General features: G+C 35.3%; 1 protein-coding gene. It reads left to right on the plus strand.

Annotation, left to right across the window (positions count from 1 at the left end; genetic code table 11):
- Positions 1-157 precede the first annotated feature (157 nt).
- The coding region (locus tag BAQ44_RS27245; RefSeq protein WP_071724836.1) for a SpaA isopeptide-forming pilin-related protein at positions 158-8,935 on the plus strand (8,778 nt) is incomplete at its 3' end.

The raw sequence follows: 8,935 nt of genomic DNA on the forward strand, positions 1-8,935 counted from the left end.
ATACATTTTGTTTTACGTTACAAAGCATCGAATATGAATACTTTCCCTAAAGAGTATACGTAGTAAAGGAGGCATCACGTAAGTCCTATTGATCCATGACAAATAATCCCTTCACAAAGCATTTTTATACAATAGAAGGATTCATAAAGGAGGCACAATGAAAAAACTTTTCAATATATGTTTAATTGTATTCGTACTATTTTCACAGCTTGCTAGTTTTCCATACAATCAAGTAAGAGCGGAAACATTAACAGGCAATTCATTATTTGACACTGTTGAAATGAAAGATGCAACGAATCATATTATTGACGAAGCATTAAATCCTAAAAACTTAATACAAGTAGGATCAACCATTCACCTAGAATATGCTTGGTCAATAAAAGATCATCAGACAGACTCAGCAGTGCTCCAAATACCTAACGCATTAAAAGTTAAAAGTAATCAACAAGGAAATCTGACAGCGGATCAGCAAATTATTGGTCAATATTTTGTTACAGCAAACGATAACAAAATGAAACTAGTATTTAACGATCAAGTAAAAGATTCCAAAGGTGCTAGCGGAAAAATCAATTTTGATACAGTATTCAATCCTGATTTAAAACCTGGTGCAAAATCTGTTCAACTCTCGTTCCCTCTAGGTACAACAGCTAAGTCTATTTCAGTTCCTGTTCAAGTAGATAACCCAGCTTCACCTACTACTGATAAGGATACTGCTCAGCAACCTGCGGAAGAGCAAAAGAATGGCGATGCTCAGCAACCTACGGAAGAGCAAAAGAACGGCGATGCTCAGCAACCTGCGGAGGAGCAAAAGAACGGTGATGCTCAGCAACCTGCGGAAGAGCAAAAGAACGGCGATGCTCAGCAACCTGCGGAAGAGCAAAAGAATGGCGATGCTCAGCAACCTGCGGAAGAGCAAAAAAATGGTGATGCTCAGCAACCTGCGGAAGAGCAAAAGAACGGTGATGCTCAGCAACCTGCGGAAGAGCAAAAAAATGGTGATGCTCAGCAACCTACGGATAATCCTGGTGATAACACAACAGAACAACCGGTTGAGAATCCAGATCCATCACCTAAGCAAATTACAGAAAACATTTTAACGGGTGTCACATTAACAGATAAAGACGGTAAACCATTTAACAATACGGATAATCGTCCAAATCCAAATTCTATTACCCAAATCGATTTTACATGGGAAGTTTTAAAATCGCTAAACGTCAAAAAAGATGATTATTTTACTTTCCAACTCCCAGAATACTTTATTGTCCACAATACGATTACACAGGATTTAATAGATGGAAAAGGACATACGATTGGGTCATTCGTTGTTACGCCTGATGGCAAAGTAACGATGACTTTTAACGAATATGTTGAAGATCATCCTGATATAGCTGGACATTTAAACATTCGTACGGAGTTTAATGAAGTAAAAATTACAGGGACTACAGAAAAACAAATCCCATTCCCTATTAAAGAAAAAGACGTTATTATTGAGCTCGATTTTAAACCTAAAGTAAAACAATCTATAGATAAAAAAGGTGTACCTGATAGACCAACTAATACGAATCAAATTAATTGGACAGTAGAAATGAACAAGACAAAAGATACACTGACAAATGCTGTCTTCCAAGATAACATTCCAAATGGAGCAAGTCTCAATGAAGATTCTATTAAGGTTTATTATTTAGAGGTAGATATTAACGGGAAGACAACTCGTGGAGCCGAAGTTCCTAAAGAAGAATATGAACTTACTTCATCCTCTGATAAATTAAATATCGCTTTTAAAAATGAAACGAATAAAGCTTATCAAATTGAATATGCAACAAAGATTACAGATGAAAGTGTTACTAGTTTCAAAAATGAAGCAAAAGTATCAAGCAAGAACCAAAAAGATGTGTCTGCAAATGCAACTGTAACTGTAAAAAGAGGTACGCATCTAGAAAAAACTAGCAAGTACAACCCAAAAACACAAACAATCGAATGGACGATCACTTACAACGGTGACCAAAGAAAGATCAGTAAAGAGGCTGCTCTTTTAAAAGATATTCTAGATAACGATCATAAAGTTGATCTAAGTTCTATTGTCGTAAAAAATGCTTCTTATGATGATGCAGGAAAACTTGTTACAGGCGACAATGCCACAAACTTTACTGTAAAAGAAACCGATGAGGGATTTGATTTACAGTTCAATGAAGATATTAATAGTGCCTACGTGATTACTTATACATCGAAAGCTACGAATGATGTTATAAAAGATGGCGCAATCGAAAATAAAATTATTGCAGATGGTAAGTGGAGTAAAACAAACAAAGTTACATTACAACAACAAAACATCATAAAGAAACATAATAAAAATGCAGGCGATACAGATTACAATGCGAAAACAACCAAATGGACAATTATTGTAAATGATAACAACTACGTGTTAAACGATGCTGTTATCAAGGATACGTTTGACTTTGGTGGTCTAACGTTACAAGAAAATAGTTTCAAGATTACTGACGGATCACATGTACTTCAATTAGAGCATGATTACACACTTGATGTAACCGATAAAGGGTTCGAGGTGAAACTAACTGGTGATTATAAGTCTAATATGAATAAAACTTTAACTATCACATACACAACAGACTTTAATTACGAAACCCTATCTAAAGTAAAAGAGGATAAGAGTAAAAATAACTCATTCCAAAATACAGCAAAGTTATCATGGATAGACATAAATGATAACAAGAAAAATAGTTCATCCGACGATACATTCAATCCTGATCACTACACAAAAGGAAACGGATTTAAATACGGTTCTTACAATGCCCAAACGAAAGAGGTTACATGGAAAATTGGATTTAACTATAATAATAGAACAATTAAGACTCCTTCTATTGTTGATGTATTAAGGGATAACCAAAAATTAATACCGGAATCTATTGAAGTTCGGCATATGAAATTAACTGGTGGTGCAAATGGATTTGAAGTAAGTAATCCTGTCCCATCTAGCGAATATACAATAGAATATCCAACCAAAGATAATAACAATACATTAACGGTTCATTTTAAAAACGAAATTAATTCTGCATATTATATTAGCTTTAAAACTTCACTTGCAGGCGAACAAATTAATAAGCGCTACGATAATTATGCCGATTTAAAAGATGGATCAAAAACTGTTACTACTATTCATGGTGCATTTGAAATCACAAACGGTGGTAGCGGGGTTATGAAAAAAGCAAAACAAAATGACAAGTATATTGATTGGAGCGTTTCTATTAATCCGAGTCAATCAACTATTGAAAATGCAGTCGTAACGGATGAACCGACAGACAATCAAATGCTTGATGAAAAGTCCTTCCACCTATACCCGACAACAGTAGCCGTGGATGGCACTTTAACGAAAGATACAACAAATGAATTAAAAGAAGGAACAGACTATAAACTCAAAGTAATAACAGACAACAATACAGGGAAACAACAATTTAAAGTTGAATTCCTTCATACGATTCATCGAGCTTATATTTTAGAATATCGCTCACTCATTAATGCAGATCATATGGAAACAGTAAGCAATAAAGCTAATATTACTGGTCACCGTTTAGTACTTGAAGAAACGAAAACTACTGAAGACGTAGTTGTTAAAGTATCTACTGGATCTGGAGGTGGTTCTGCTAGTAAAGGACGCGGGAGCCTTCAAATTATAAAGGTTGATGACAAAGATAGAAAAGTAGCATTAGCCGGAGCAGAATTTACTTTATATGATCAGACAGGTACAACCGCTATTCGACCAATTACAACAGGTGATGACGGTGTCGCTAAGTTTAACAACTTACGACGTGATAAATATTTAATTAAAGAAACGAAAGCACCTAAAGGTTATGTAATTAGTAAAGAATTAAGAGAAGGTATACTTGTTGAGCTAGGTTCTGAAGAAATTACAACATATACCCTTACAAATAAGAAATTTGTTGGGAAAGTAGTACTTACAAAAATTGATGCTCACAGTAAAGAAAAACTTGAACACGCTGTTTTCTCTTTACTGGATCAAAACAAACAAGTCATTCCTGAGCACAAAAAATTAACAACAGATGATAAAGGTCAAATTGCTGTAGATAATTTAAAACCAGGAACTTACTACTTACAAGAAACAACGGCTCCTGAGCATTATAAATTAAACAGTACACCTACTAAATTTACAGTCAAAGAAGATCAAACGACTGTAGTATACCGAACTGCGACAAATAGTTTGATTCCAGGATCGGCCATTTTAACAAAAGTCGATAAAGATGGGAAAACTTTATCAGGCGCGGAGTTCAGTGTACGCGATCGACATAACAATGTAATTCGCGGATACGAAAAATTAACGACAAATGATCAAGGTCAAATTGAAGCAAAAGATTTACGCCCTGGAGACTATCAATTTGTCGAAGAAAAAGCACCTAAAGATTACGACATAGATAAAAAACCAATTGAGTTTACAATTGTAAAAAGTCAACAAGAAGCATTTACTGTTACCGCAACGAATCATCTCATTAAAGGTGGCGTCACTTTAACAAAAGCTGATGACGTTGATGGCACTACACTTGAAGGTGCTGTATTTAAAATTGTTGACGCAAATGATGAAAAGAAAGTCATTCGCGAAAATGTAACAACTGGCGCAGATGGGAAAGTAACTGTTAAAGACTTAGAGCCTGGCATGTATAAATTTATTGAAACGGAAGCTCCAAAAGATTATACGTTAAACAAAGACCCGATTCCGTTTACAATTGACAAAAGCCAACAGTCTTTCGCTATTGCCAAAGCAACAAACAGCTTAAAAACAGGAGAAGTGGAATTATTAAAAGTTGATGAGTTTGGTGAGAAAAAGCCGCTAAAAGGTGCAGTATTCAAACTTGTCGATGCAAATAATAATGAAGTTCACACTAACTTAACTACTGATAAAGAAGGAAAACTTACAGTTAGTAATTTACGTCCTGGTACGTATAGATTTATTGAAACAGCTGCTCCTGAACATTACGTTTTACGAGCAGAACCTATTGAATTTAAAATCGATAGAAGTCAGAAAGAAACTCTACTTGTGAAAGCTGAAAATGCTTTAAAACCAGGAGATGTTGAATTAACGAAAGTTGATGATATCGATGGTACAACTCTTGCAGGTGCTGTATTTAAAATTGTTGATGCAAATGATGAAAATAAAGTCATCCGCGAAAATGTAACAACTGGTGCGGATGGTAAAGCTATCGCTACTGGCTTACGCCCTGGTGAGTATAAATTTATCGAAGTAACAGCACCGAAGTATTACGATAAAAATACAAATTCAATTAAATTCACTATTACAGAGAGTCAAACAACATCGGCTACTGTTACTGCTAAAAACAGCTTAACAAAAGGCGGTATTGAATTAACAAAAGTGAATGCTGCAGATGAAAAGGAAACACTTGAAGGTGCAGTATTTAAAATCGTTAATAGAGATACGAATGAAGATGTTCGTACGAACCTTGTTACGGATAGTAAAGGAATGCTAGTTGTAGATGACTTACGTCCTGGTAACTATAAACTTATCGAAACAAAGGCTCCAACTTATTACGATGTAAATGTAGAACCAATTGAATTTACAATTGAAAAAGGGCAACAAAAACCCCTTCCACTTACATTTAAAAATAGTTTAACGAAAGGAAAAGTTAAACTTATTAAAGAAGATGATGTGGAAAGTAGTATTGCTCTTGCTGGCGCTGTATTCAAACTACAAGACGCGACTGGCAAAGAAATTGCAAAAGATTTAAAAACAGATGATTATGGAGTACTAGTTATTCCTGATTTAGCACCAGGAGATTATCAATTTATTGAAACATCAGCTCCTGAACATTATAAATTAGATCAAACACCGATTAAGTTCACGATTAAAAAAGGTAGCAAGGAAGATCTTCCTATCCCTGTCACTGTAAAAAATAGTTTACTTACAGGTGGCGTTACTTTAACAAAAGTTGATGACGTTGATGGCACTACACTTGAAGGTGCAGAATTTAAAATTGTTGATGCTCATGATACTAAAAAGGTAGTTCGTAAGGGGTTAACGACTGATAAACAAGGTATCGTTACCGCTTCTGACTTGCGTCCGGGAGATTATCAATTTATTGAAGTAAAGGCTCCAAAAGACTATGACCTAAGCAAAGACCCGATTCCGTTCACTATCAAAAAAAGCCAACAAGAAAACATTACCGTTACTGCTACTAACAGCTTAACGAAAGGCGGCGTCATTTTAACAAAAATTGATGACATCGATCGTACAATGCTGAAAGATGCAGTATTTAAAATTGTTGATATGGAAGGGACAGAAGTTCGTACAAACCTTGTTACAGATGAAAATGGTGAAATTTCTGTTTCTAATTTACGTCCAGGAGACTATCAGTTTATTGAAACAGCTGCTCCTGAACATTATGTGTTAGATGAGACACCAATTCCATTTAAAATTGAACGAAACCAAACGAAAAAGATTCCTGTTGCAGGGAAAAACACGTTGAAAAAAGGTAGCGTTGAATTAACAAAGATTGACGATATTGATACTGATACGAAGCTCGCTCATGCTGTATTTAATTTATTAGATGCAGACGGAGAGATAGTTGAAGAAGGCTTAAAAACAAATGCTGAAGGAAAAATTGTTGTTGAAAACCTACGTCCTGGTACGTATAAATTTATTGAAACAGCTGCTCCTGAACATTACGATTTAAATAAAACACCGATCGAATTTACAATTAAGAAAAGCCAAACTGAAACTCTTCATGTTACGGCCAAAAACGCTCTAACAAAAGGTGCAGTAGAACTTTCTAAAGTAGATGACATCGATGGTACTAAACTTGAAGGCGCAGTATTTAACATTGTTGATATGAAGGGTACTGTAATTCATAAAGGTCTTGTTACAAATGGTAAAGGGAAAATTGAAATTAACGACCTACGTCCTGGTGATTATCAATTCATCGAAACAGAAGCTCCTAAGCATTACGTTTTAGATGAAACACCAATCAATTTCACTATTGAAAAAGGACAGAAAGAGACTATTTCTTTAACCGCTAAAAATAGTTTAAAACAAGGTAGTATCGAATTAATTAAAGTGGATGATTTAAACGATCAAACAAAACTTGCCGATGCCGTGTTTAATTTACTAGATCAAAACGGTAAAGTACTTAAAACGGATTTAAAAACAAACGGTGAAGGAAAAATCATTGTTGAAAACTTACGTCCTGGTACGTATCAATTTGTCGAAACTACGGCTCCGAAACATTATGATTTAGACAAAAAGCCAATGGTAGTTACAGTTGAAAAAAGCCAGAAAAATATTGCTACTGTTACTATGAAAAATAGTTTAACTAAAGGCGGTGTTGAACTTATTAAAGTGGACGACGTCGATGGTACTACTCTTGAAGGCGCAGTATTTAACATTGTTGATATGAAGGGTACTGTAATTCGCGAGAATCTTACTACAAATTCACAAGGTAAAATTAGCGTTTCTAACTTACGTCCTGGTGATTATCAATTCGTCGAGACGAAAGCTCCGAAACACTACGATTTAAATAAAGAACCGATTCCTTTCACTATTGAAAAAGGACAAGCCGAACCGATTTCTGTTACTGCTAAAAATAATTTAACTAAAGGTGCGGTAGAGCTTTCTAAAGTGGATGACGTCGATGGCACTGCCCTTAAAGGCGCAGTATTTAACATCATTGATTTAAGTAATGGCAAAGATGTTCACATTAATCTTACGACAGATGCAGATGGAAAAATCTTCGTTCTAGATTTACGTCCAGGAGACTATCAGTTTGTTGAAACGAAAGCTCCTGAACACTACAAATTAGACAGTACACCGCTTAAATTTACAATTAAGAAAAGCCAAACAGAGAAGCTACAAGTCACTGCTACTAACAGCTTAATTGAAGGTGCTGTTGAATTAATTAAAGTGGATGATATAAATCCAGATACAAAACTTTCTGATGCAGTATTTAACATCATTGATGCGAAAGGTAAAGTTGTTCGCACGAATTTAACTACTGATAAAGACGGGAAAGTCTCTGCTTCTAATTTACGACCAGGAGATTATCAATTCGTTGAAACGAAGGCTCCTAAAGATTATGATTTAAATAAAACACCGATTCCTTTCACTATCGAGAAAAGCCAATCAACTCACGTTTCTGTTACTGCTAAAAATGGCTTAACTAAAGGTGGCGTGGAATTAACGAAAGTTGACTCTCTAGATGTGAAAGAAACGCTAGAAGGTGCGGTATTTAAAATTACTGATATGAACGGTAACGACATTCGTACGAATTTAGTTACCGATAAAGACGGCAAAATTGTCGCTAAAGACTTACAACCTGGAGACTATCAATTTATTGAAACGAAAGCTCCGAAACATTATGACTTAAATGAAACACCTATTAAGTTCACAATTGAAAGAAGTCAAACAAAACATGTCTTCGTTACAGCTACGAACAGCTTAACGAAAGGTAGTGTGGAGTTAATTAAAGTGGATGATGTTGAAGAAAATACAACACTTGAGGGTGCAGTATTTAAAATTGTTAATAAGGATGGGCACGACGTCCGTACTGATTTAACTACTGATAAAAACGGCCGTTTAGTTGTGGATGAATTACCACCAGGAGACTATGAGTTTATCGAAACAAAAGCTCCTACTCATTATGACTTAAACGAAACACCTATTAAGTTCACAGTTAAAAAAGGGCAAGAAAAAATCGCTTCCGTTACAGCTACGAATAGCTTAACGAAAGGTGCTGTGGAACTTTCTAAAGTAGATGATGTCGACGGTACTACCCTTAAAGGCGCAGCATTTAAAATCGTTGATATGAACGGGCACGACGTTCGTTCTAATTTAACTACTGATAAAGATGGGAAAATTTCTGTTTCTGATTTACGTCCGGGAGACTACCAGTTTATTGAA

The sequence above is a fragment of the Bacillus mobilis genome, assembly GCF_001884045.1.
Classification (GTDB): domain Bacteria; phylum Bacillota; class Bacilli; order Bacillales; family Bacillaceae_G; genus Bacillus_A; species Bacillus_A mobilis.